The sequence below is a fragment of the Shimwellia pseudoproteus genome (assembly GCF_016415625.1).
Taxonomy (GTDB): domain Bacteria; phylum Pseudomonadota; class Gammaproteobacteria; order Enterobacterales; family Enterobacteriaceae; genus Shimwellia; species Shimwellia pseudoproteus.
The window spans coordinates 13,862-37,107 of record NZ_WBXP01000038.1; the positions used below are offsets into that span (position 1 = coordinate 13,862).

Consider the following 23,246-nt stretch of genomic DNA (forward strand, 5'->3'; position numbering starts at 1 on the left):
TGCGCCCTTATAGCTGTACACCGGAGAAGGACATAAAGCCCAGCGCCATCAGACCAGTGATAATAAAGGTGATCCCCAGGCCGTTAAGTCCCGCAGGAACATTGGCGTATTTCATCCTCTCGCGGATACCGGCCAGTGCCACAATCGCCAGCATCCAGCCCACCCCGGAGCCAACCCCGTACACCACAGACTCGGTGAAGTTGTAATCGCGCTGCACCATAAAGGACACCCCGCCAAAAATGGCGCAGTTAACCGCGATCAGCGGCAAGAAGATACCCAGCGCGTTATAGAGCGCCGGGAAGTAGCGGTCCAGCGCCATTTCCAGGATCTGCACCAGCGCGGCGATAACCCCGATAAAGGTAATAAAGTTCAGGAAACTCAGATCGACACCTTCGGCAATGGCCCCATCGCGCAGTACCAGGTTGTAGATAAGGTTGTTGATCGGGACCGAGATCCCCAGCACCACAGTCACCGCAATGCCCAGGCCAAAGGCGGTAGAGACCTTTTTTGATACCGCCAGAAAGGTACACATGCCGAGGAAGAAGGCTAACGCCATGTTCTCAACAAACACGGCGCGCACAAATAAACTAATATAATGAGCCACAGTGCGTTACTCCTTTTCCTGTTGTTCCGGCTTCAGCGTGCGCAGGGCCCAAATCAGCATCCCGATGATAAAGAACGCACTCGGCGCCAGCAGGAACATCCCGTTCGGCACATACCAGCCGCCGTTTTGTACCGTCTCCAGCACCGTGATGCCGAACAGTTTGCCGCTACCGATAAGCTCTCGCAGGAAGCCGACGATAATCAGGATAACCCCGTAGCCCAGCCCGTTGCCGATGCCGTCCATCATGCTGGCCAGCGGTGGCGATTTCATGGCATAAGCCTCTGCGCGGCCCATGACAATACAGTTAGTGATGATCAACCCAACAAAGACCGAGAGCTGTTTAGAGATCTCATAGGCATACGCCCGCAGCACCTGATCCACCACGATCACCAGTGACGCAATAATCGCCATTTGCACGATGATCCGCACACTGCCCGGAATATGATGACGGATCAGAGAGATAAACAGATTCGAAAACGCCAGTACCAGGGTAACCGCGATGGTCATCACCAGCGCCGTTTCCAGCTTGGTGGTTACCGCCAGTGCGGAGCAGATACCCAGAATTTGTAGCGTAATCGGGTTGTTATCCACCAGGGGGCCGACCAGCACCCGCTTGATCTCCTTCATATTTGCCATATCAGCCATTGTTCAGCGCCCCCTCACGAACCTGTTTCAGGAATGGGCCAAAACCCAGATCCCCCAGCCAGAAATCAAACGAATGCTGGACACCATTCGCCGTCAATGTTGCCCCTGATAGCCCATCGACCGCGTGTTCATCCCCCGGCCGGGCACCGCCTTTAACGATACGCATCGCCGGGCGGCCGCCGTCATCCAGCAGCTTTTTGCCCACCCACTGGGCGCGCCATGCGGGGTTTTCAATCTCCCCCCCCAGCCCCGGGGTTTCACCATGATCGTAATACGTAATGCCCTTTACCGTGCTGCCATCAGGCTCAAGGGCCACAAAGGCGTGCATGACCGACCACAGCCCGGTGCCGTAGACCGGCAGGACAATTTCCCGCAGCTGTTTGTTGCTGTCACGCACCAGATAGATCTCCACCACATTGGCGCGTGTGCGGATCCCCGCCGGGTCCTGATTGCCGCTCAGTACGGTATTCTGATTCGGGTCCCGGGCGGCAAGTACCGGGTTAAACGTCGCCGGGTTTTGCTCCAGCAGTTTGCCGGTTTTCAGATTCAGCAGACGCGGCGTTACCTGATTATCAAAGGTCTCCTGGACCGTCTCATCGGCCATTCCCGGAGCCAGCAACCCGGTGACGCTGAGAATATTGCGCTGTTTATCCAGTGCTTTTTGGGACTCCTGACGGGGCTTCAGCCCCACCGCGGCGCCGGACACCACTACCGAGCACACCAGGCAGAGGATCAGCACCACCAGCAGCGTTCTCCCTGTGCTATCTTTGTTTTTGCTCTCAGCCACGGGACTTCCTCCGTTTGATATTGGCCTGCACCACCAGATAATCGAACAGCGGCGCAAAGAGGTTGGCGAACAGAATGGCCAACATCATGCCCTCCGGGTAGGCCGGGTTAACCACCCGGATCAGCACGCACATCACGCCAATGAGCACGCCGTACCACCACTTACCGGTATTGGTAAACGAGGCAGATACCGGATCAGTGGCCATAAACATCATGCCGAAGGCGAAACCACCCAGCACCAGATGCCAGTACCAGGGCATCGCGAACATCGGGTTAGTGTCAGAGCCCACCGCGTTAAACAGCGCTGCCGTGGCGATCATGCCGAGCATTACCCCGGCCACAATGCGCCAGGAGGCAACGCGGCCAAAAATAATGACCGCCCCGCCAATCAGAATCATCAGCGTGGACACTTCGCCAATGGAGCCCGGGATCCGGCCCAGAAATGCGTCCATCCAGGTCACCGGCTGCCCGGTCGTCACATTGATCAGCGCTTCCCCGCCGCGGCTCGCCCACTGGGACAACGGTGTCGCCCCGGAAAAGCCATCCGCCGCCGTCCACACCAGATCACCGGAAATTTGCGCCGGATAGGCAAAGAACAGAAACGCACGGCCCGCCAGCGCCGGGTTAAGGAAATTGCGCCCGGTACCGCCAAAAATCTCTTTGGCGATCACCACGCCAAAAGAGATCCCCAGCGCCGCCTGCCAGAGCGGCAGCATCGGCGGGACAATCAGCGCAAACAGAATCGAGGTCACAAAGAAGCCTTCGTTCACCTCGTGCTTGCGCACAATAGCAAACAGCACTTCCCAGAAGCCCCCCACCAAAAAGACCGTGAGATAGATCGGCAAGAAGTAAACCGCCCCGAGGGTCATCATGCTCAGCCAGCCGGCTTCCGGGGTAAAGTTGACCCCCAGCCACTGGGCAAGCTGGTAGTGCCAGTCACTGGCGATCACCTGCTGGAGTTGTTCGGCGCTGTAGAGTTTGTTCAGGGCCGGAATACTTTGCAGGCCGACGTTGTACATGCCCCAGAACATAGCCGGGAAGACCGCAAACCACACCAGAATCATCATCCGCTTGAGGTCAATGGCATCACGCACGTGAGACGCGCCGTGAGTCACCTGGCCGGGGGTGTAAAACAGCGTGGCGGTGGCCTCAAACAGCGGGTAGAACTTCGCCAGTTTGCCGCCGTGGGTAAAGTGCGGCTCCATCTTGTCAAATAATTGCTTCAGGCCCATGTGCTATCCTTCCTGCTCAATACGGGTCAACACGCTGCGCAGTACCGGGCCATATTCATATTTCCCGGGACAAACGTAAGTACAGAGCGCCAGATCTTCTTCATCCAGTTCCAGGCAGCCCAGCGCCTGAGCGCTGTCGGTATCCCCGGACAGCAGATCGCGCAGTAACGGTGTGGCGAGAATATCCAGCGGCATCACCCGCTCATAACTGCCGATGGGCACCATCGACCGCTCCCCGCCGTGTGTATCCGTGGTAAAACTGAACAGCTTGTGTTTCAGGAAGTGGCCCAGGGTAGTGCGGGTGACCGAGTATTTTTCTTTGCCGGGCATCACCCAACCGAACAGCTCTTTTTCCCGACCCTCTTTGAGCACCGACACCTGAAGGTGAAAGCGCCCCAGCCAGGCCCGTGGGCCCGCCGCATTAACCCCGCTCAGCACCGAGCCGGAAATAATCCGGTTTTCCCCGTCCGCCAGTTCACCGGCGGTTAAATCCATCAGCGAGGCCCCCAGCCGGGTGCGCAGCAGGCGCGGATTTTTCACCTGAGGCCCCCCCAGGGCAACCACCCGCTCAGTCCACAATTCGCCGTTAACAAACAGGTGGCCAATGGCGATAACATCCTGATAATTCACATGCCACACCTTCCTGGTCATGCTGACTGGCGCCAGAAAATGAATGTGGGTGCCCACCAGCCCGGCGGGATGGGGGCCGGCAAACTCATTGAACGTGACCTGGCCGCAAGGATGGCCGCCAAGCATGCCGCCACAGGACTGGCAAACATGCACTTTGCCGCTGGTCAGCCGCGCCAGGACAGATAGCCCGGCGTCAAACATGGCGCGCTGCCGGGTAATAATCGGCTGCGGATCGGCACTCAGGGGATTGGTATCGATGGCGGTAACGAAAATGGCGTCCGGGCGGCTGCCGGGAACGGGAGATTTACTGAACGGCCGGGTACGCAGCGCCGTCCACATACCGGAAGCCAGCAGTTGTTGCTCAGCTACGGCGGGGTTTAGCGTTGCCAGGCTCTCAACCGGATGCTGGTCAAAGGCAATCGCCTCTTCGCCCTCAAGCGTGATCACCACGGACTCCAGCACCCGCCGGTCACCGCGATTGATAGCCGTTACGCGGCCGGCGCCAGGGGCGGTAAACCACACCCCGGGATTTTTTTTATCTTCAAATAGCACCTGGCCCTTACGCACCAGGTCCCCTTCCTGCACCCGCATTGACGGGCGCATACCGATATATTCTTCACCCAGGACAGCAACCGAGGCGATAGCGGGCCCCTCTTCGATATGCTGCACAGGGGCACCTGCGACAGGCAGATTCAGCCCTTTATTTATTTTAATCATAATGTTAGCACACTAAAGTTAGCTGTTTTACGCTGTTCAGAATGAGCCAGCGCATGCGTGATGAGCAGTGACATGTTTAAGAAAGGACTTGAAGGTAGGAGTCAGAGTCAGTACCCGCGCGGGCGGGATCCCTTTCCACTCAGGCAAACGAATGTGCTCCGGAAAAGCGTCCAGTCTTATCCAGGGGGGCCATCATCGTTACGGATTGTAACATTATTTCCCGGCTTAACGGCAGAGCGCACCGGAACAAACCCAATGTCTATGTTCTGTAATGGGAGCCAGTACGCAACTTTACTAAAATATCAGGCTGTACAGGGCGACAGATTGCCGCAAAATAGGCCGTGCGGGCCCACTCTCCGCTTGCGAAAAATAATGGCGGTGCTAATGTGAGCGCTCCTGTAGGGAATTCTCCTGTTTTGGGTCTGTTTTCGCCGTCCTGGCGATGTTTTCGGATTTATCAAGGATCAAGCAGTCATGCACAGAGTCGCATTCATTATTGCGATGCTTCTGTTGCCGTGTGCCGCATTCGCCAGCTTATTTGGCGGCAACACGACAGCCAGTGGCACATCAACAATTACCGCCGCAACACGGCATCAGTTTATTGGCTCTCCGGTTTATATTCAGATATTTAAGGAAGAGCGAACCCTGGAGCTGTGGGTAAAAAATGGTGAGCAATACCAGCTTGCCAACAGCTACCGTATTTGCGATTACTCTGGCGGTCTTGGGCCAAAACGCAAACAGGGGGACTTTAAAAGCCCGGAAGGGTTTTACAGTGTCTCCCGTAGCCAGTTGAAACCGGACAGCCGTTTCTATAAGGCTATCAATATTGGTTTCCCTAACCAGTACGATCGCGATCACGGTTACGACGGCAAATACCTGATGATCCACGGGGCCTGTGTCTCGGTGGGCTGTTATGCCATGACCGATAACGGTATTGATGAGATCTTTGAATTTGTCACCGGGGCCCTGGTGTTTGGCCAGCCGCGGGTGCAGGTGAGCATCTTCCCGTTCCGCATGACGGACCAGAATATGGAGCGCCATAAGCACTCCTACTACCGGGATTTCTGGCAACAGCTGAAACCTGGCTATGATTATTTCACCACTAACCACGTGCCGCCGGTGGTCTCAGTGAATAACGGCAACTACGTGGTCAGCGGCCCGTCTACCGGGATTATCCAGCCGCAGCTGGCCTCAAACTATACGGTTTCCGAGGCAAAATAATGCCCACTGACCTGGCGCAATCTTGTGCCAGGTTTCGTTCCCCGTCAGAGGCTGGGTAGCAATCACTGAAACCACATCGTTCGGTGTGGTTTCTGTCTGAAAGTCGATTTCCACATCCCTGTCCAGCAGCTTCGCCACGCCAAAAGGGGCGCGTCGGGTGATCCAGTAGAGATTGCTCGAACAAAACGCCATCAGATAGTTACCATCCGACAGCAGCATATTAAATACCCCTTTCCCGCGCAGCACGTCTGCCAGTTCGGCCACATAGCGGAACATCTCCGTCATCTCTTCCGGGGGCTGTGGGTAACGCAGCGCCAGGTGATGCAGTAGCCAGCAAAACGCGATTTCGCTGTCGGTCTCCCCTACTGGCCGGTAGTGCCCGGTTTCCAGCCCTTCATAGTCCGTGAGCTGGCCATTATGGGCGTAGGTCCAGTTATAGCCCCACATTTCCCGGGTAAACGGGTGGGTGTTCTCCAGCGATACGTTACCGCGGTTAGCCTGGCGAATATGCGCCACTACGGAACATGATTTGATGGGGTAATCCTGCACTAAACGGGCAATCGGCGAATTAAAGCTCGGGTGTGGATCTTTAAATGTCCGGCAGCCTTTGCCTTCATAAAAAGTGATCCCCCAGCCATCTTTATGCGGCCCGGTACCACCACCGCGCTGTACCAGCCCGGTGAAACTAAAGCAGATATCCGTTGGGACGTTTGCGCTCATCCCAAGCAATTCACACATACGTTACCCCCTGCCCCGCGCCTTCGGGGAACCACTAAGAGATACCAGGTACTGCGGGCATGAGCCGGTGAGCGCCATGCCCGCCGGTCAGTCAGGCTTTCGCCATCTCTTTTTCAATTAACAAGATCAGGATATGAATCACTTTAATGTGAATTTCCTGAATACGATCCGCATAACCGAAATGCGGAACGCGGATTTCAACGTCTGCGCTACCGGCCATTTTGCCGCCATCTTTCCCGGTCAGGGTGATCACTTTCATGCCTTTTGCCCGGGCAGCGTCAATCGCTTTAATAATATTGCCGGAATTGCCGGAAGTAGAGATCCCCAGCAGCACATCACCTTCGCGCCCGACAGACTCCACATAGCGGGAGAATACATACTCATAGCCAAAATCGTTACTGACGCAGGATAAATGGCTAACGTCAGAAATCGCTATCGCCGGATACCCCGGACGGTTCTCACGGTAGCGGCCGGTCAGTTCTTCTGCAAAGTGCATCGCATCGCAGTGGGAGCCGCCATTTCCGCAGGACAGCACCTTGCCGCCCGCTTTAAAACTATCCGCCAGCATTACCGCCGCGCGCTGAATAGCGTGAATATTCGCGTCTTCCTTCAGAAAATTCGCCAGCGTTTCCGCCGCTTCATTCAATTCACTACGAATCAGATCCTGGTACATGAGGATATCCTTCATTATTTGCGATTAACCCCGAAAGTGTACCGGATAGCGGGAAAAGCGAGAAGCATCGCGCCGCGCTTTCAGGCGCTGTTTTTATCCTTTGATAGCTCAACATTGTGAGCCATGTTGTAATTATTTTGTGAATATATTGATAAAGAAAATAACATCCACTACAACCTTAGTATCCTAAGTGGTCAGACCTCCTACAAGATAAGGGGCATTTCGCTATGTTGATCTTGAGTATTGTTGCAACACTGGTGCTTTTGGGCATCCTCTTTTACCACCGGGTGGGGCTGGCGCTCAGCAGTGTTATCCTGCTGGCGTGGACCGCCCTGCTGGGTGTCACGCATATCTGGTCAATTTGGGTATTGTTGCCACTGGCCATTATCCTGGTGCCGTTCAATTTCACGCCGATGCGTAAGGCGCTGATCTCGGCCCCGGCATTCCGGGCGTTCCGTAAAGTGATGCCCCCGATGTCCCGTACTGAAAAAGAAGCGATCGATGCCGGGACCACCTGGTGGGAGGGGGATCTGTTTCGCGGTGCGCCGGACTGGCAGAAATTGCATAACTACCCGCAGCCAAAGCTGACTGCCGAAGAGCAGGCATTTCTTGATGGCCCGGTAGAACAAGCCTGCCGTATGGCGAACGACTTCCAGATAACCCACGAAATGGCAGACCTGCCGCCAGAATTATGGGCTTACCTGAAAGAACATCGCTTCTTCGCGATGATCATTAAAAAAGAGTACGGCGGGCTGGAATTTTCCGCCTATGCACAGGCCCGGGTATTACAGAAGCTGTCTGGGGTGTCCGGCATTCTGGCGATCACCGTCGGGGTTCCCAACTCCCTTGGCCCGGGTGAACTGTTACAGCATTACGGTACCGAAGAGCAGAAAAATCACTACCTCCCCCGCCTGGCCCGAGGCCAGGAGATCCCGTGCTTTGCCCTGACCAGCCCGGAAGCCGGATCTGATGCCGGTGCGATCCCGGATACTGGTGTGGTATGTATGGGTGACTGGCACGGCGAGCAGGTGCTGGGGATGCGCCTGACCTGGAACAAGCGCTATATCACTCTGGCCCCTATCGCTACGGTACTCGGCCTGGCCTTTAAATTGTCGGATCCTGAACACTTACTGGGGGATCAGGTTGATCTTGGCATCACCTGCGCGTTGATCCCGACCAATACCCCGGGGGTCGAAATTGGTAAGCGCCACTTCCCGCTGAACGTCCCGTTCCAGAACGGACCAACCCGCGGTAACGATATTTTCGTGCCAATCGACTACATCATCGGCGGCACCAAAATGGCGGGCCAGGGCTGGCGTATGCTGGTTGAGTGTTTGTCGGTCGGCCGCGGTATTACCCTGCCCTCAAACGCCACGGGCAGCCTGAAATCCGTGGCGATGGCCACCGGGGCGTACGCGCATATTCGCCGCCAGTTCAAAATCTCCATCGGTAAGATGGAAGGCATTGAAGAGGCGCTGGCCCGTATCGCAGGCAATGCCTGGGTGATGGACGCCGCGGCCTCACTGGTGACCTACGGGATCATGCAGGGTGAAAAACCGGCCGTGCTGTCTGCCATTGTGAAATACCACTGTACCCACAGGGGGCAGCGCTCGATCATCGACGCGATGGATATCGCAGGCGGTAAGGGCATTATGCTGGGGGAAAATAACTTCCTGGCCCGCGCTTACCAGGGGGCCCCGATTGCGATTACGGTAGAAGGCGCCAATATTCTGACCCGCAGCATGATGATCTTTGGCCAGGGGGCGATCCGCTGCCATCCTTACGTGCTGGATGAAATGGCCGCCGCCCAAAATAACGATCTCAATGCTTATGACAAACTGCTGTTCCGCCATATTGGCCATGTCGGCTGTAATAAGGTGCGCAGCCTGTGGCTGGGGATCACCGGGGGCCGCCTGAGTGCATCCCCTACCCGCGATGCCACCCGCTATTACTACCAGCAAATGAACCGCCTGAGCGCTAACCTGGCGCTGTTGTCAGACGTGTCGATGGCGGTGCTGGGCGGTAGCCTGAAACGCAAAGAGCGTATTTCTGCCCGCCTCGGCGATGTGCTGAGCCAGTTGTATCTTGCTTCAGCGGTGCTGAAACGCTACGAAGATGAAGGCCGTAATGAAGCCGATCTGCCGCTGGTTCACTGGGGGGTGCAGGATGCGCTGTTCCAGGCAGAACAGGCGATTGTCGACTTATTGCGTAACTTCCCGAACCGTGCCGCGGCGGGTGTGCTGCAACTGGTGATTTTCCCTACCGGACGCAAACATCAGGCGCCGTCTGACAAACTTGACCACCAGCTGGCGAAAATTATTCAGGTGCCGTCGGCAACCCGTTCGCGTATTGGCCGGGGACAGTATCTGACCCCCAGCGAGCATAACCCGGTAGGGCTGCTGGAGGCCGCGCTGGAGGATGTGATCGCCGCAGAGCCAATCCACGCCCGGCTGTGCAAAGCAATTGGTAAGAACCTGCCCTTTACCCGGCTGGATGTGCTGGCTGAGCAGGCTCTCGCCCAGGGAAGTATTAACCAGGAAGAAGCAGCAATACTGACTAAAGCAGAAGCAAGCCGTCTGCGCAGTATCAACGTAGATGAGTTTGACGCCGATGCGCTGGCTACCCAGCCGGTAAAGTCGCCACAAGAAGTTCGTAAGGCCCAGGCGGCCTGAAACGAACCGGTGCGCTAAAAAACCAAAGCGGAGCCTCAGGGCTCCGCTTTTTATTACTGACCGAACGTAATGGCGTTATGGCTTACTGATAGTTAAAGGCATCCGGATGATTTTCCAGGCTACCGCTCAGGGCAGCAAACAGCACGGTTTTACCATCAATAGACAGCGCATCAGGCACATGCAGCCAGGTCAGTTTTTCCGTTCCGGTCTTTTCGTCCACGTTAGAGAAGACACCAGTCATGGTTTTGCCATCGGCGGTGTAGAGCACCGCAATCCGTTCGCTGGTACAATCATGAGGTTTACAGGCGCTAACCACCTGATATGCATTCCCCCCCAGGGTGACCGTTTTCGCCGGCGTGCCGGTACCACCCCGGGCTACCCATGCAGGCAGATGCTGGCCTTTCACCATCGCGGCAAAGCTGGATTTGGTGGCGCTGTCGCTGGACAGGCTGCTCACCGTGACATCTGTTTGCGCCCAGGCACCAAATGCAGCCAGCATCAATACGCCGGCGCTCAGAACTTTTTTCATTTCTTTTCTCCCTGTTGATAAAGCCCAAAGTGGGCAGACTTAAGTAAAGCCCAATTTAACGCGCTTATGGTTACCCGTCAGCACAGGAATTGCAAACCCCGCGACGGGAAAAAAATCACCCATAGCGCCCGACATCGTCCGGAATATGGCAGACGTGCTACAGTGATGAAATCCCAGCATAAATAAGGAACAGGTTGTGTCAGGTCTTAAATTGTCTCTGTTACAGCAGCCCCTGGCCTGGATGGACGGTGCGGCAAATTTACGCCATTTTTCACGCCAGCTGGAAAATCTGGACGGGCGCGATCTTATTGTCCTGCCGGAAATGTTCACCACCGGATTTGCGATGGAGGCCGCTACCCAGTCACTACCCGAGCAAGAAGTGATCGACTGGATGCTGGCCAGAGCCTGTCAGTGTAAGGCGATGATCGCCGGGAGTGCCGCCCTGCAAACTGCCAGCGGCCCGGTGAACCGCTTTTTACTGGTGCAGCCCGACGGGGTGATCCACCGTTATGATAAGCGCCATTTATTCCGCATGGCCGGGGAAGATGAGCATTACCGGGCCGGTGAGCAGCGCATTATTGTCCACTGGCGCGGCTGGCGGATCCTGCCGCTGGTGTGTTACGACCTGCGCTTTCCGGTCTGGTCCCGTAACCGTAATGACTACGATCTGGCGCTGTATGTGGCGAACTGGCCCGCGCTGCGCTCCTTCCACTGGCAAACCCTGCTGGCGGCAAGAGCCATTGAGAACCAGGCGTGGGTTGCGGGCTGTAACCGGGTCGGCACCGATGGCAACGGCCATCACTACCGGGGAGACAGCCGAGTCATTAACCCGCAGGGGGAAGTGATTACTGAAGCCGCTCCCCATCAGGCCACCCATATTGATGGCGAGCTGTCGCTGACCGCCCTCCAGGAATACCGGGATAAATTTCCGGCCTGGCGCGACGCCGACAACTTTACGCTGTAACGGCTATGTGGCCGGCGGCGGTGTTTGCCCGGGCCACTTACTCCCTGCCACAATCGCCACACTGGCGGCCAGGAACCCAGGAACCACGCCAAACAGGTCGAATAGCCCGCCGTGGTTCTGGTTCCAGAGCAGCGCCACCAGCGCACCGGTGACCAGCCCAAGAATCGCGCCCAGCCGGGTCATCGCTTGCCAGAACAGACTAAACAGAATAACCGGGCCGAAAGACGCGCCAAAGCCACCCCAGGCATAAGCCACCATACTCAGCAATGTGGCATCCGCTTTCTGGTTGGCAAGGTAAAATCCGGTTAAGGCCACGGCCAGCACCGAAAGACGCGCCACCAGCAGTACCTCGCCATCGGATGCATTGCGCCGCAAGTAGGTGCGGTAAAAATCTTCCGATAGCGTGGAGGAGCAAACCAGCAGTTGTGAATCAATTGTACTCATAATAGAGGCCAGCACCCCAGCGATGATAAGCCCCGCCACAAAGGGATGGAAAATGGCCTGGGACAGGGCAATAAAAATCGTCTCGCCATTGGCCAACGGGGTGGAAAAATAGCTGCGTCCCAGCAGGCCCACCAGTACCGCGGACAACATAGTAACGGCGGTCCAGAGCACAGCAATACGCCGGGAGACCGGGATATCTTCAGGCCGCCGCACACTCATAAACCGCACCAGCACGTGGGGCTGCCCCAGATAGCCAATACACCAGCCACTCAGCGATAAAATCCCCCAAAACCAGCCCATTTCCGGGCGCAGATCCGCCAGAGAAAAGCCCGGAAACATCACGGCGTGCCCGGTATCCCCGGTAATAAAAAACAGCAGCGCCAGGGCCACCACCAGCAGCGACAGCGCCATCAACAGCCCCTGGAAAAAATCCGTCCAGCACACGGCCAGATACCCGCCGAGGAAGGTGTAGGAAACAATCACCAGACCCCCGATCAGCAGCGCAGCGCTAAAACCAATATTGAAGGTCTTCTCAAACAACACCGCCCCACCGCTCAGCCCGGCAGCAACGTAGAAGGTAAAGAACACCAGGATAACCAGGGATGACACCAGCCGCAGCAGGTTGCTGTTATCCGCAAAGCGGTTTTGCAGATATTCGGGGATCGTTTGCGCATCCCCCAGTGACGCCGTCAGCACCCGCAGCCTCGGGGCAATACATTGCCAGTTGATATAGACCCCGATAAGGGTGAAAAACACTATCCAGAGATTGCTCAAACCGCCGATATAAATCGCCCCCGGCAGCCCCATCAGCGCCCAACCGCTGAGATCCGATGCCCCGGCGCTGAGGGCCGCGACCGCCGGTGGTAAATTACGGGAGCCAATAATATAGTCCGAGGTATTCAGCGTACGCCGGTAGAAATACAGCCCGATTAATAGCATCGCGATGAGATACAGCAGAAAAGCGCCGTGGAGATAAAACATAGCGTTCTCCGTTTACCGGTAGATTAGTAAGCGGACGAATCGCCAACCGTCAGGCGATGGGTTTCGGTGCCCGTCAGCGGCGGATTAAACACACTCACCAGGATCAAATCCTGATCAACGCTGGCGCGCAGATAGTGACGGTCATGTTCATTAAGTACGTAAATCGTGCCCGGCACAATGCGGAAGCACTCACCGGCCATGTTTTCCACTTCCCCTTCCCCACCAATGCAGTAGCAGGCCTCAAGGTGGTTTTTGTATTCCAGTAGCGACTCACTACCGCGGGTGACCACGGTGTGGCACATCGTAAACCCCATCTGATCATCGCGGGTCAGCAGCCGGTGGCTGGTGCCGTTGCCCCAGTCAACAAAGTTCGCCGTGGCGGCGACATCTTTCAGTGTTCGGATAAACATAGCTACTCCTGGTTAGCACGGGCAGAGAGCAAGAATTTCTCCCTGACAGGGCCGGGCAGAATAGAATCGCCCCCCAGGAGGAACAACTGAATAGATCTCAAGTGAGTGTGAGGATATCTTTTGCGGTGCCTGGGCTCCCCCGATCAAAGGGGGTACTGCCTGAAGTGAGGGCAGCTAAAGGCCAATAGATGAGAAGTCATAAGCGTAAAAACGACGAAAGCCTGAATCATTGCTGATTCAGGCTTTCTGAATAGTGGCGGAACGGACGGGACTCGAACCCGCGACCCCCCTGCGTGACAGGCAGGTATTCTAACCAACTGAACTACCGCTCCGCGTTGTGTTCCCCGTCGGGAACGAGGCGAATATTACGGTTTGGCCGGGTAGCCGTCAACGGTTTTTCTCATCTTTTTAATCGTTTGCTGTAATTTTCGCCGACATCGTTATTTTCCGGCATTTATCAGACGGATTTACCCCCGCCACAGGCAGCTTCCGCCCTTCTTCACCACCAGATCAAGCCGCTGTTCATGGGATGTCAGTTCTTCATCCGTCGCCATTACAACCCGTAACCCCCCCGCCCGACGATTAATCCGCTGGATCCCACCTTCATTCTGGCGCTGTTGCCCTTCACTTTCGCTGGCAAACTTCAGGGAAGTCTGGCCGCCGGTCATCATCAGATAAACATCGGCCAGGATCTGGGCATCGAGTAATGCCCCGTGGAGCGTTCGCTTGCTGTTGTCTATTTCATAGCGGGAGCATAACGCATCGAGGCTGTTACGCTTACCGGGAAACATCCGCCGCGCCAGCGCCAGGCTATCGGTAATTTTGCAGAAGGTTTCGGTCTTCGGCAGGTTACGGCCCAGCTTACTGAACTCGTAATCCATAAAGCCGATATCAAACGACGCATTATGGATGACCAGCTCCGCCCCGCGGATATAGTCAATAAAACCGTCCACCACGGTGGCGAAATCGGGCTGATTCAGCAAAAACTCATCGGCAATCCCGTGAACGCCGAAGGCTTCAGGGTCCACCAGCCGATCCGGCTTCAGATACACATGGTAGTTATTCCCCGTTAACCGCCGGTTGATCACTTCAACCGCACCGATCTCAATGATCCGGTGCCCTTCATAGTGGGCGCCTATCTGGTTCATACCGGTGGTTTCGGTATCGAGGACTATCTGTCGTGTAATTGCAGTGCTCATAACGCTCGTTTATGTCAGACTTGGGTTTTTAATCACAGGAAGTCTACCAGAGATGCGCAAAGAGGTAGAAATTTTCACCGACGGCTCCTGCCTGGGTAATCCAGGGCCGGGAGGTTACGGTGCGATTTTACGCTATAAACAACATGAAAAAACCTTCAGCGCGGGCTACCGTCTGACCACCAATAACCGCATGGAACTGATGGCGGCTATTGTGGCACTGGAGGCGCTGCGGGAACATTGTGATATCACCATCAGTACGGACAGCCAGTATGTTCGTCAGGGGATAACCCAGTGGATCCATAACTGGAAAAAACGCGGCTGGAAAACTGCTGATAAAAAACCGGTGAAGAATGTCGACCTGTGGCAAAGGCTGGATGCCGCCCTCAGCCAGCATAAGATCGAGTGGCAATGGGTCAAAGGCCACGCGGGGCATCCCGAAAACGAACGCTGTGATGAGCTGGCCCGCGAGGCGGCTAATCATCCAACTCTTGATGACGTGGGTTATCTTCCTGATACACCGGCATCCTGAGCGGCTTCTGATACTGGCGGGTCGCCCCTACTGCGGGGCGTAACTGGGCATTTTCTTTGCGTCTTTTCATCGGGTTCAGCGTCAGAGGGATGGTGCGCTTACGGGCGACAATCAGCTGCATACATCCCAGGGCGGGTAAATGGGCGCTGAGTAAATCGCCCCCCTGGCGTTGCCACGGCAGTACGTGAAAATTAGCCTGATATATCACTTCAAAATTGAGCAGCGCCACCCAATCAATTAACCGCATCATGCTGAACATCCGGCTATTATAAGGCACACGGCGGCGCTGAAACGGCACGCATTTCCCCAGTCCCAGTACGCTCACCGGATTAAAGCCGCTGAGCATTAGCCAGCCATCGTCAATCAGCACCCGGTCCACCTCGCGCAGTAAACGATGAGGATCCTGGCACCAGGGAAGTGTATGGGCCAGCAAGCAGGCGTCGATGGAGCGGTTTTCAAAAGGCAGTTGCAGCGGATCGGCCCGCGCCTGGACCCGGTCGCCAAGAGAGGACACGGTCACCTGATGTGAAATGGCACAATTATCGGTGTTAATCTCTGCGCTCAGGGTGCCGATTTTCAATAAATGAAAGCCGAACATTTTGGATAGCCACGGCTGCAGTTGGCGATCGAGCGCTTCACGGTAGTATTCCCCCCAGGGAATATCAGCCCAGTGAAGCGGCGGAGTCAGTGTCTGAGGTATCCTTGCCGGTTTCATTACCACCTTCCATATAGACAACGAGAGGTATTTTATGAATCTTAACAGTATTCCTGCCTTTCAGGACAATTACATCTGGGTCCTCAGCAATAACCACCAGCAGTGCCTGATTGTCGATCCCGGAGAGGCGGGCCCCATCCTTAAGGCCATTGATGAACATCACTGGCAGCCAGCGGGGATCCTGCTAACTCATCATCATGCCGATCACGTGGGTGGGGTGAAAGCCCTTTTAGCCCGCTACCCCTTACTGCCGGTCTGGGGGCCAGAAGAGACCCGCAGTAAAGGTGCCAACCATATCCTCGCTGACGGTGATCGCTTCACGGTGCTGGGGATCAGCATCGAGGCGATATCAACGCCAGGTCACACTTCTGAACATCTGTGTTATTACAGCAAACCTTATCTTTTTTGTGGCGATACGTTATTTTCTGGTGGCTGCGGGCGGCTCTTCGAAGGCACACCTGAACAAATGTATCAATCATTTCAAAAGCTTAATAGATTACCGGCCAATACCCTCATATGTTGCGCACATGAATATACATTAAGTAATCTACTGTTTGCGGCAGCGATCCTCCCCGGGGATCCGGCGGTCAATCATTACCTCCATGAAGTTAAGGAGTTACGGTCAAAAAACCAAAAAACATTGCCGTCAACCCTCGAAAAAGAACGAGAAATTAATCTTTTTTTAAGAATTGATGATGTTGATTTAATTAATGAAATTTCCAAAGAAACATCTTTGCAACACTCTCAGCAGCGATTTGCGTGGTTACGCGCAAAGAAAGATAGCTTCTGAATATTCTTACTTGTCTTCTGGCCGCTTCGACTGTACTATCGTTCGTCTTTTAAGCAACTATTGACACACACATGAAGGCAAAAGCGATATTACTCGCCTCTGTCCTGCTTGCGGGGTGCCAGTCGTCTCATCATGACGGAACGGTCCAACAGCATGCTCAGAGCCTTTCTGCGGCAAGTCAAAGTGAAGCGGCAGGTCGGGCGACCTCTGCGCGGTGGCTGGATGACGGAACCAACTTCGCGCAGGACCATAACCTGTGGGCCTCAATCAGTGACGAGCTCAAGATGGGGATTCCGGAAAATGACCGGATTCGTGAACAGAAACAACGGTATTTAAGAAACAAGAGCTATCTCCACGATGTAACGTTACGGGCAGAGCCGTATATGTACTGGATAGCCGGGCAAGTTAAAAAACGTAACATGCCAATGGAGCTGGTACTCCTACCCATAGTGGAGAGCGCTTTTAACCCGCATGCGACATCCGCCGCAAATGCCGCTGGCATTTGGCAGATTGTTCCAAGCACGGGGCGTAATTACGGTTTAAAACAGACGCGCAACTATGATGCTCGTCGGGATGTTGTCGCATCCACCACCGCAGCACTGAACTTGATGCAGCGTTTAAACCGCATGTTTGACGGCGACTGGCTTCTGACGGTTGCGGCCTATAACAGCGGTGAAGGTCGTGTATTGAAGGCAATCAAAGCGAATAAAGCCCGGGGCCAGGCTACGGACTTTTGGTCGCTTTCACTGCCACAAGAGACCAGGCTCTATGTTCCGAAAATGCTGGCGCTGAGTGAGATCCTCAAAAACAGCAAAAAGTACGGTGTGCGACTGCCAACACCAGACGAAAGCCGCGCACTGGCTCGTGTAGAAGTGAACTCACCGGTTGATATGTCCCAGTTGGCGGAAGTCACGGGTATGTCCCTGACGAAGCTCAAGGCATTTAACGCCGGGTATCGCAATACGACGGTGGTCGGTCAAAACGGTCCACAATATGTCATGGTGCCCCAGAAGCACGCGGCACTGGTACGTAAGTCTATTGCCACTGGTGGTATCGCCGCAGTACAGCCGAGCCAGCAGCTGGCCGCAAATACCAGCAGCACCTATAAGGTACGCGCCGGTGACTCACTGTCTACCATTGCGGCACGTCTGAATGTCTCCAGCCGTGACCTTCAGCAGTGGAATAATCTGCGTAACGGTAAGCTGAAAGCAGGCCAGACACTGCGCGTGATGGGGAGTGCCTCCGGTACCGCTCTGGCGAGCAACAGCGGCGTGACTTACAAAGTGCGTCGTGGTGATTCACTTGCCAGTATCGCCCGTAAACACGGGGTGGGTGTGAAAGATCTGATGCGCTGGAATAGCGACGCCGATGATCTGAAACCCGGTGACCAGTTGACACTGTTCCTGCGTAATACCAATCGCCCGGATGCCTGAGTTAATACTATTGATCAGTCATACCCGCTGAGGGTATTTCCGGATAAAAAAAGCACCTTTCACTGGGTGCTTTTTTATTTCCTGCCGGCCGCAGTAGCGGGCTAGCGGGTACCAGACATCCAGAGGGTATCACTGGTAAATGTACCGTCCGGCTGTAAATCGAAGTAACGTTTAACCTCCTCCGGGGCACTGTCCTGATACAAGCGAATCGCCGCCACCAGTGCCTCAGGCGTGCGCATGCGCTGCACCCAACTGGTGAAGTCCAGCGTCTGTCGCTCACAATGCATCTGATTTACCGCCAGCCCGGCGTGGCTAAAGAACCCGGCCCACTCCCCTGCTGAATAATCGCGTACGTGGGAAGTATCCCGCAGAGCCTCAATGGTTTGCAGCCAAATATCACTCGCCGGGTGGCCCGGCGACATAATATCCATCATCACACACTGCCCGCCCGGGCGCAGAACACGACGAATCTCCCGCAATGCCATCCCCACATCGTGCCAGTGGTGCGCGGAATAACGGCTGATAACGACATCCATACTGCTATCCTCAAACGGCAGCGACTCCGCCACCCCCTGGCGGGTCGTCAGATTGTCCAGACCACGTTCCCGGGCGGTGGCGGCGACCACATCCAGCATCTGGGCAGACAAATCATAGGCAATCACACAGCCGGCCTGGGCAGCCGCGACATAGCTGGCATGTCCCGCGCCACAACCGATATCCAGCACACTGGCCCCGGGAAAAGCCGCTAAAAAGTGTTGCAGCCTCTCCAGATCGCGGCCAGCAGCATGTACCTGGCTGGTTAAATAAGCACAGGCCTGGTCACCAAACTGGCTATCTACGTGATGATGATGCGACGGTGTTGTTGATGTTGTTGTCATGGTGTTTTCCTTGCAGTTAAAAAAGGGCAGTACAGGCCTGCCCCTATGGCAAACCTGAGCAACCTTCTTTTTATGCAGGCTTGCCGGGGCTGAATTCCACCAGTAGTGGATTATGATCGGAGGCGCGGGTCACCAGAACAGAAGCTTCCTGGACATTCAGACCGCGATAGAAAACAAAATCGAGAGGACGGCCAAAGGCACGTTTGCGATGATCATCCGTAAAACGGACTTCACGCAGGGTCATTTCCCGGGCAAAACGGTACAGCGCGTTGATCCGCTGGCGGCTCCAGGCATTAAAATCACCGGCCATGATCACCGGCCCGCGGTGATGAGCAATCTGATCGCCAATCGGATCTAACTGCTTACTGTACACATCAACCCCAAGGCTAAAATTGACTGCGTGGATATTCACCACCATCAGCATTCTGTCATCCGGTAACGGGTACACCGTCACCAGTGCTGACTTAGATAACCGCAGTATCGGCTCCCGCTCACGCAGCGGGCAGCAGTATATCGGCTGGGAGGCCGAGAGTGTCATTACGCCTGAAGGATGCTGGGGCAGAACAATCGCCGGTACCTGATCAGCGGCAAGGTAGTGAGTGGTGGCGAAGTTCACCAATTCAGGGGTGGTTTGCGCTTCCTGCAGCAACATCAGATGGGCGCCTTTGCCAAAACTTTGTAGTACCGATAACCAGTCAGCCCGCTGCTGCTTAAAGATATTCCACACCAGAATACGCAGGGTCTTTTCCCCGTACAGCGGCTCACCAGGAGACAGTGTCAGGCTGCTGGTTCCCGCCAGAGCGGAGGGGGGCAAAATGCGTTCTGCAGGTTGCCCAGGGACATAACGCATGGCGTAAGTTTTTTTTCGCACTTTTGGTGGCGATCCTCTGACAAAATAACCCTCTCCAGGCAGGACAGGGTTACTCAGTTATAGAGTTTTTAGCGGCCAGTTTCAATGGCCGGGCCGCTGAAAGGTGCGATCAACTACCGGACAGCTGTAGTGGTGATTTCCGGCATACCCCGCGATCCAGTAGCCCGCTCCAGATAATCAGTACCAGCGCCACAGCCACAATAATTGCGCCAATCCACGGCGTTTGAGCCAAGCCAAGCGTGGCCACGGTTTGTCCACCGATTATCGACCCCAGCGCAATGCCGATATTGAATGCCGCGATATTCAGGCCAGACGCAACATCCACCGCATCGGGCGTATATTCACTGGCTTTCTGTACCACATACACTTGCAGGCCAGGGACATTACCAAAGGCGAAGATCCCCATCACCAGCACCGTAACCAGCGCCGCGTAATGGTGGCTCACGGTAAACTGGAACACCAGCAGCAACGCAGACAACACCGCGAAAATGAATTTCAGCGCACTGGCCGCCCCGTGTTTATCGGCCAGCTTACCGCCCCAAATATTGCCGATGGCAACAGACACCCCGTAACCGAGCAGGATAATACTCACATCAGAGGCACTAAACCCGGCCAGATCCTGCATCATCGGCGCCAGGAAGGTGAAGGCGGTAAACACACCACCGTAACCCAGTGCAGTCACCGCATAAATCAACAGCAGGCGCGGGTGAGTCAGAACCTGTAACTGCGCGCGCAGGCTGGCGGGCTCACGGGTTGGAATATTCGACGGTACCAGAATAATGCTGCTGATCAGGGCAATCACGCCAATCAGAGAGACCACGAGGAACGTTTCGCGCCAGCCAAAATGTTGGCCAATAAACGTCCCCAGGGGAACACCGGTTACCAGCGCCACAGTCAACCCACCAAACATAATGGCAATGGCGGTGGCCCCTTTCTCTTTCGGTACCAGGCTCGTCGCAATGGTGGACCCAATAGAGAAAAAGACACCGTGCGCCAGCCCGGTCAGCAGTCGGGCAATAATCAGTGTGTTATAACCCGGTGCCTGCCAGGCTATCAGATTGCCGATAGTAAATAATACCATCAGGCCAACCAGTAGCTGTTTGCGCGGCAAGCGGCCCGTTAACGCCGTGAGTACCGGTGCACCAATAGCAACCCCTAAGGCATAGATAGAAACCAGCAGGCCAGCGGAAGGCAGGCTCACTGAAAGTTGTTGTGCAATGGCGGGAACCAGACCAACGATAACAAACTCGGTGGTTCCGATAGCAAATGCGCTGATAGTCAGCGCCAGTAACGCAAGTGGCATACTTAACTCCAAATCAGATGTCATTCTGTGATGGCGTGCAGTATGCCCCTATGTTTAAATAACAAAAATATTCAAAATCTTAATATAATTTTGCTCAAGGTGCAAAAATGAAAGCATCCTCAGATGAGTTAGCCATCTTTGTGGCCGTGGTCGAAAGCGGTAGTTTTAGCCGCGCAGCTGAACAACTGGGCCAGGCGAATTCCGCGGTGAGCCGCGCCGTGAAAAAGCTGGAAATGAAATTAGGTGTCAGCCTGCTGAACCGGACAACCCGGCAGTTAAGCTTGACGGAAGAAGGCGAGCGTTATTTCCGCCGGGTGCAGCATGTGTTGCAGGAGATGGCCGCGGCGGAAAACGAAATCATCGAAAGCCGGCAGACCCCCCGGGGGCTGTTGCGTATTAATGCAGCAACGCCGGTGGTGCTCCATTATCTGACGCCGTTGATTAAGCCTTTCCGTGAACGTTACCCGGAGATGAGCCTGTCGCTGGTGTCCTCAGAGACCTTTATCAACCTGATTGAGCGTAAAGTGGACGTGGCTATCCGGGCCGGTAATCTGGGTGACTCCAGCCTGCGGGCCAGGCCACTGTTTATCAGCTACCGCAAGATAATTGCTTCCCCGGAATATCTGGCCCGTCACGGCGTACCGGAGACAGTGGCCGACCTGGAGCATCATATCTGTCTGGGGTTCACGGAACCGGCATCACTGAATATCTGGCCGGTTGCCTGCTGCGATGGGCAACTACATCAGGTAACTTCAGGATTGTCTTCGAATAGTGGGGAGACGCTTAAACAGCTGTGCCTCACCGGTAACGGTATTGCCTGTCTGTCGGATTATATGGTGGATCAGGAGATAGCCAGCGGTGCGCTGGTAGAAGTGCTCGCGGATAAACGCCTGCCGGTGGAAATGCCCTTCAGTGCGGTGTATTACAGCGATCGGGCGGTCAGCACCCGGATTCGGGCATTTATTGATTTCCTCAGTGAGCATGCCAGGAAACCGGCATAATATCCGGCGAGCAGCGGACACTGCTCGCCTGTGGGTATCATCGCGATTATTGATCCCAAACCGGTGCCAGGCTATCCGGGCTGACCAGACGATCATGACGATCCAGCGCTGCAATAGCCACACGATCGTCCTGATCGAGCTGTACTTCACGCGCCAGCAGATTGCAGGCCAGGTTCTCCCGTTTGGTGGATGACGGAATAACCGCATAGCCCTCACCCATCGCCCAGCTCAGAATAACCTGTGCCGGTGTCGCATTATGTTTCCGGGCAATACGCTGGATAGTCTCATCTTGCAGCGCTTTCCCGTAAGCCAGCGTCATGTACGACGTAATATGGATACCGTGCGCCCGCGCCCAGTCGGCAACGTTACGGTTTTGCAGATAAGGGGAAAGCTCAATCTGGTTGGTGGCTATCTGATCGGCCCCGACAGCGGCTATCGCTTGCGCCATAAGGGCAATCGTAAAGTTTGATACGCCGATTTCCCGGGTCAGCCCCTGCTGTTTCGCTTCCAGCAACGCCGCCATATATTCACTCACCGCGACCTTATTCTCCGGAGACGGCCAGTGGATCAGGGTGAGATCAACATAATCAGTGCCCAGTTTTGCCAGGCTTTCTTTGAGGCTGGGGATCAGTTTTTCTGCGCTGAGGTTTTCAGTCCAGATCTTAGTGGTCAGATACAGTGACGCCCGGGGGATTCCACTCTCGGCTAATGCCTGGCCGATCGCGGCTTCATTATCGTAAATCTGAGCGGTATCAATCGCGCGGTATCCGAGCGCTAACGCGGTTTTTACTGACTGGATAACAACATCATCTTTCAGGCGGAAGGTGCCCAGACCACATGCAGGAATTGTCATTACGTTCTCTTTATCTCATTGTTTGTGCTAGATAAAGATTATCGCCAGTGAGACCGTTGCGAAAAAGGGTCAAATGCGCAGAGGTTAATTGCTCCCAGAGCAATAATCAGCAAAAAAACAAAAGAAAAAGCCCTGAGCAAATGCTCAGGGCCTTATAAAGAGTGGCGGAACGGACGGGACTCGAACCCGCGACCCCCTGCGTGACAGGCAGGTATTCTAACCAACTGAACTACCGCTCCACCGAATTTTTCTACTGCACCGGGTATTAAGGTCCCGGTTTACTGCTTAACTACTCAGATACCCGTTATAACAACGTTTATCCTGATTGGAGCCTGGCAGTTCCCTACTCTCGCATGGGGAGACCCCACACTACCATCGGCGCTACGGCGTTTCACTTCTGAGTTCGGCATGGGGTCAGGTGGGACCAC

23 protein-coding genes, 2 tRNA genes and 1 rRNA gene are annotated in these 23,246 nt (G+C 55.2%); 7 read left to right on the forward strand and 19 right to left on the reverse strand.

Going from position 1 to position 23,246, the window contains the following annotated elements; all coding sequences use genetic code 11:
- Positions 1-7: 7 nt before the first annotated feature.
- The 5 genes from nqrE to F9C28_RS15015 are packed head-to-tail and all read right to left on the reverse strand — an operon-like array spanning position 8 to position 4,614.
- Positions 8-604, reverse strand: a complete 597-nt coding sequence (gene nqrE, locus F9C28_RS14995; protein ID WP_199016156.1) for an NADH:ubiquinone reductase (Na(+)-transporting) subunit E — start codon at positions 602-604, stop codon at positions 8-10.
- A 6-nt stretch (positions 605-610) separates the two neighbouring features.
- Positions 611-1,249 (reverse strand): NADH:ubiquinone reductase (Na(+)-transporting) subunit D, encoded by a 639-nt coding sequence (locus tag F9C28_RS15000; RefSeq protein WP_199016157.1) that lies wholly within the window; start codon positions 1,247-1,249, stop codon positions 611-613.
- Positions 1,242-2,036, reverse strand: coding sequence for a Na(+)-translocating NADH-quinone reductase subunit C (locus F9C28_RS15005; protein WP_199016158.1), 795 nt, complete (start codon positions 2,034-2,036; stop codon positions 1,242-1,244). Before F9C28_RS15005 ends, F9C28_RS15000 begins: the two co-directional genes overlap by 8 nt.
- On the reverse strand, positions 2,029-3,267 hold the full coding sequence (locus F9C28_RS15010; RefSeq protein WP_199016159.1) for an NADH:ubiquinone reductase (Na(+)-transporting) subunit B: 1,239 nt from the start codon (positions 3,265-3,267) through the stop codon (positions 2,029-2,031). Before F9C28_RS15010 ends, F9C28_RS15005 begins: the two co-directional genes overlap by 8 nt.
- A 3-nt stretch (positions 3,268-3,270) precedes the next feature.
- On the reverse strand, positions 3,271-4,614 hold the full coding sequence (locus F9C28_RS15015) for a Na(+)-translocating NADH-quinone reductase subunit A (protein WP_199016160.1): 1,344 nt from the start codon (positions 4,612-4,614) through the stop codon (positions 3,271-3,273).
- Positions 4,615-5,088: 474 nt separating this feature from the next.
- On the opposite strand from F9C28_RS15015, the gene dpaA reads away from it, so the two are divergent.
- Entirely contained in the window at positions 5,089-5,835 is a 747-nt protein-coding gene (dpaA, locus tag F9C28_RS15020) for a peptidoglycan meso-diaminopimelic acid protein amidase (protein ID WP_199016161.1), read from the forward strand.
- Here the strand turns inward: dpaA and F9C28_RS15025 are convergent.
- Together F9C28_RS15025 and lpcA are read right to left on the reverse strand one after the other, a co-directional pair.
- A complete protein-coding gene (locus F9C28_RS15025) occupies positions 5,806-6,573 on the reverse strand; it encodes a class II glutamine amidotransferase (protein WP_199016162.1) in 768 nt (255 codons plus the stop codon). The two genes, dpaA and F9C28_RS15025, sit on opposite strands and share 30 nt — an antisense overlap.
- 91 nt (positions 6,574-6,664) lie before the next feature.
- Entirely contained in the window at positions 6,665-7,246 is a 582-nt protein-coding gene (gene lpcA / locus F9C28_RS15030) for a D-sedoheptulose 7-phosphate isomerase (protein WP_199016163.1), read from the reverse strand.
- 227 nt (positions 7,247-7,473) lie between these two features.
- On the opposite strand from lpcA, the gene fadE reads away from it, so the two are divergent.
- Positions 7,474-9,918 (forward strand): acyl-CoA dehydrogenase FadE, encoded by a 2,445-nt coding sequence (gene fadE, locus F9C28_RS15035; protein WP_199016164.1) that lies wholly within the window; start codon positions 7,474-7,476, stop codon positions 9,916-9,918.
- A gap of 82 nt (positions 9,919-10,000) precedes the next feature.
- Here fadE and ivy read toward each other — a convergent pair whose 3' ends face one another.
- Positions 10,001-10,447: an Ivy family C-type lysozyme inhibitor gene (gene ivy, locus F9C28_RS15040; RefSeq protein WP_199016165.1), complete on the reverse strand. Its 447-nt coding sequence runs from the start codon at positions 10,445-10,447 to the stop codon at positions 10,001-10,003.
- A gap of 196 nt (positions 10,448-10,643) precedes the next feature.
- Between ivy and F9C28_RS15045 the strand changes: the two genes are divergently transcribed.
- Positions 10,644-11,411: an amidohydrolase gene (locus F9C28_RS15045; protein ID WP_199016166.1), complete on the forward strand. Its 768-nt coding sequence runs from the start codon at positions 10,644-10,646 to the stop codon at positions 11,409-11,411.
- Positions 11,412-11,414: 3 nt separating this feature from the next.
- Here F9C28_RS15045 and putP read toward each other — a convergent pair whose 3' ends face one another.
- The 4 genes from putP to dnaQ all read right to left on the reverse strand — a co-directional run bounded on the left by putP (position 11,415) and on the right by dnaQ (position 14,445).
- A complete protein-coding gene (putP, locus tag F9C28_RS15050) occupies positions 11,415-12,836 on the reverse strand; it encodes a sodium/proline symporter PutP (RefSeq protein ID WP_199016167.1) in 1,422 nt (473 codons plus the stop codon).
- A gap of 23 nt (positions 12,837-12,859) precedes the next feature.
- The gene (locus F9C28_RS15055; protein WP_199016168.1) at positions 12,860-13,246 is read right to left on the reverse strand and encodes an ectoine synthase; all 387 of its coding nucleotides are present in this window, start codon (positions 13,244-13,246) and stop codon (positions 12,860-12,862) included.
- A gap of 254 nt (positions 13,247-13,500) precedes the next feature.
- Positions 13,501-13,578: transfer RNA gene (locus F9C28_RS15060), tRNA-Asp, on the reverse strand.
- Positions 13,579-13,713: 135 nt separating this feature from the next.
- Positions 13,714-14,445 carry a DNA polymerase III subunit epsilon gene (dnaQ, locus tag F9C28_RS15065; protein WP_199016169.1) on the reverse strand — a complete coding sequence of 244 codons (732 nt, stop codon included), beginning with the start codon at positions 14,443-14,445 and terminating at the stop codon, positions 13,714-13,716.
- Between the two features lie 52 nt (positions 14,446-14,497).
- Between dnaQ and rnhA the strand changes: the two genes are divergently transcribed.
- A complete protein-coding gene (gene rnhA, locus F9C28_RS15070; protein WP_199016170.1) occupies positions 14,498-14,974 on the forward strand; it encodes a ribonuclease HI in 477 nt (158 codons plus the stop codon).
- Here the strand turns inward: rnhA and F9C28_RS15075 are convergent.
- Entirely contained in the window at positions 14,919-15,689 is a 771-nt protein-coding gene (locus tag F9C28_RS15075; RefSeq protein WP_199016171.1) for a methyltransferase domain-containing protein, read from the reverse strand. The genes rnhA and F9C28_RS15075 overlap by 56 nt on opposite strands.
- A gap of 34 nt (positions 15,690-15,723) precedes the next feature.
- Between F9C28_RS15075 and gloB the strand changes: the two genes are divergently transcribed.
- Together gloB and mltD are read left to right on the forward strand one after the other, a co-directional pair.
- Positions 15,724-16,479 carry a hydroxyacylglutathione hydrolase gene (gloB, locus tag F9C28_RS15080; protein ID WP_199016172.1) on the forward strand — a complete coding sequence of 252 codons (756 nt, stop codon included), beginning with the start codon at positions 15,724-15,726 and terminating at the stop codon, positions 16,477-16,479.
- A gap of 71 nt (positions 16,480-16,550) precedes the next feature.
- Complete coding sequence (mltD, locus tag F9C28_RS15085) at positions 16,551-17,912, forward strand: murein transglycosylase D (RefSeq protein WP_199016173.1); 1,362 nt, start codon at positions 16,551-16,553, stop codon at positions 17,910-17,912.
- A gap of 101 nt (positions 17,913-18,013) precedes the next feature.
- Here the strand turns inward: mltD and F9C28_RS15090 are convergent, their stop codons facing one another.
- The 3 genes from F9C28_RS15090 to F9C28_RS15100 form a co-directional block, all read right to left on the reverse strand.
- Positions 18,014-18,790: a class I SAM-dependent methyltransferase gene (locus F9C28_RS15090; RefSeq protein WP_199016174.1), complete on the reverse strand. Its 777-nt coding sequence runs from the start codon at positions 18,788-18,790 to the stop codon at positions 18,014-18,016.
- Positions 18,791-18,860: 70 nt separating this feature from the next.
- The gene (locus tag F9C28_RS15095) at positions 18,861-19,661 is read right to left on the reverse strand and encodes an endonuclease/exonuclease/phosphatase family protein (protein ID WP_199016175.1); all 801 of its coding nucleotides are present in this window, start codon (positions 19,659-19,661) and stop codon (positions 18,861-18,863) included.
- A 109-nt stretch (positions 19,662-19,770) separates the two neighbouring features.
- A complete protein-coding gene (locus F9C28_RS15100) occupies positions 19,771-20,964 on the reverse strand; it encodes an MFS transporter (protein WP_199016176.1) in 1,194 nt (397 codons plus the stop codon).
- A gap of 107 nt (positions 20,965-21,071) precedes the next feature.
- On the opposite strand from F9C28_RS15100, the gene yafC reads away from it, so the two are divergent.
- Complete coding sequence (gene yafC, locus F9C28_RS15105) at positions 21,072-21,965, forward strand: DNA-binding transcriptional regulator YafC (RefSeq protein ID WP_199016177.1); 894 nt, start codon at positions 21,072-21,074, stop codon at positions 21,963-21,965.
- A gap of 46 nt (positions 21,966-22,011) precedes the next feature.
- On the opposite strand, the gene dkgB is transcribed toward yafC, so the two are convergent.
- From dkgB to rrf, 3 genes are all read right to left on the reverse strand, one after another.
- On the reverse strand, positions 22,012-22,818 hold the full coding sequence (gene dkgB / locus F9C28_RS15110) for a 2,5-didehydrogluconate reductase DkgB (protein WP_199016178.1): 807 nt from the start codon (positions 22,816-22,818) through the stop codon (positions 22,012-22,014).
- 162 nt (positions 22,819-22,980) lie between these two features.
- Positions 22,981-23,057 (reverse strand) — tRNA-Asp (locus tag F9C28_RS15115).
- A 91-nt stretch (positions 23,058-23,148) separates the two neighbouring features.
- Positions 23,149-23,246 (reverse strand): 5S ribosomal RNA (rrf, locus tag F9C28_RS15120); the annotation flags it as partial.